Below are 205 nucleotides of genomic sequence, written 5' to 3'. Positions count from 1 at the left end.
ATATGGCAGGGCTACCTGGATTCGAACCAGGGAATGGCGGCATCAAAAGCCGCTGCCTTACCGCTTGGCGATAGCCCTACAGGATGATTGCTCATCTAAATATGGTGCGGAAAGAGAGACTTGAACTCTCACACCTTACGGCGCCAGAACCTAAATCTGGTGCGTCTACCAATTTCGCCATTTCCGCAAATTTTTAGTTATCGAG

2 tRNA genes are annotated in these 205 nt (G+C 49.3%); both read right to left on the bottom strand.

The window, feature by feature from the left end:
• Positions 1–3: 3 nt before the first annotated feature.
• A tRNA-Gln gene (locus tag AACR75_RS05010) sits at positions 4–78 on the bottom strand.
• A 24-nt stretch (positions 79–102) separates the two neighbouring features.
• A tRNA-Leu gene (locus tag AACR75_RS05005) sits at positions 103–187 on the bottom strand.
• Between the last annotated feature and the right edge of the window lie 18 nt (positions 188–205).

Source organism: Vibrio sp. ZOR0018 (assembly GCF_963865925.1).
In the GTDB taxonomy this organism is placed as follows: domain Bacteria; phylum Pseudomonadota; class Gammaproteobacteria; order Enterobacterales; family Vibrionaceae; genus Vibrio; species Vibrio anguillarum.
The sequence above is the reverse complement of the archived record's forward strand: the minus strand, read 5'-3'. Positions and strand labels throughout refer to the sequence as shown.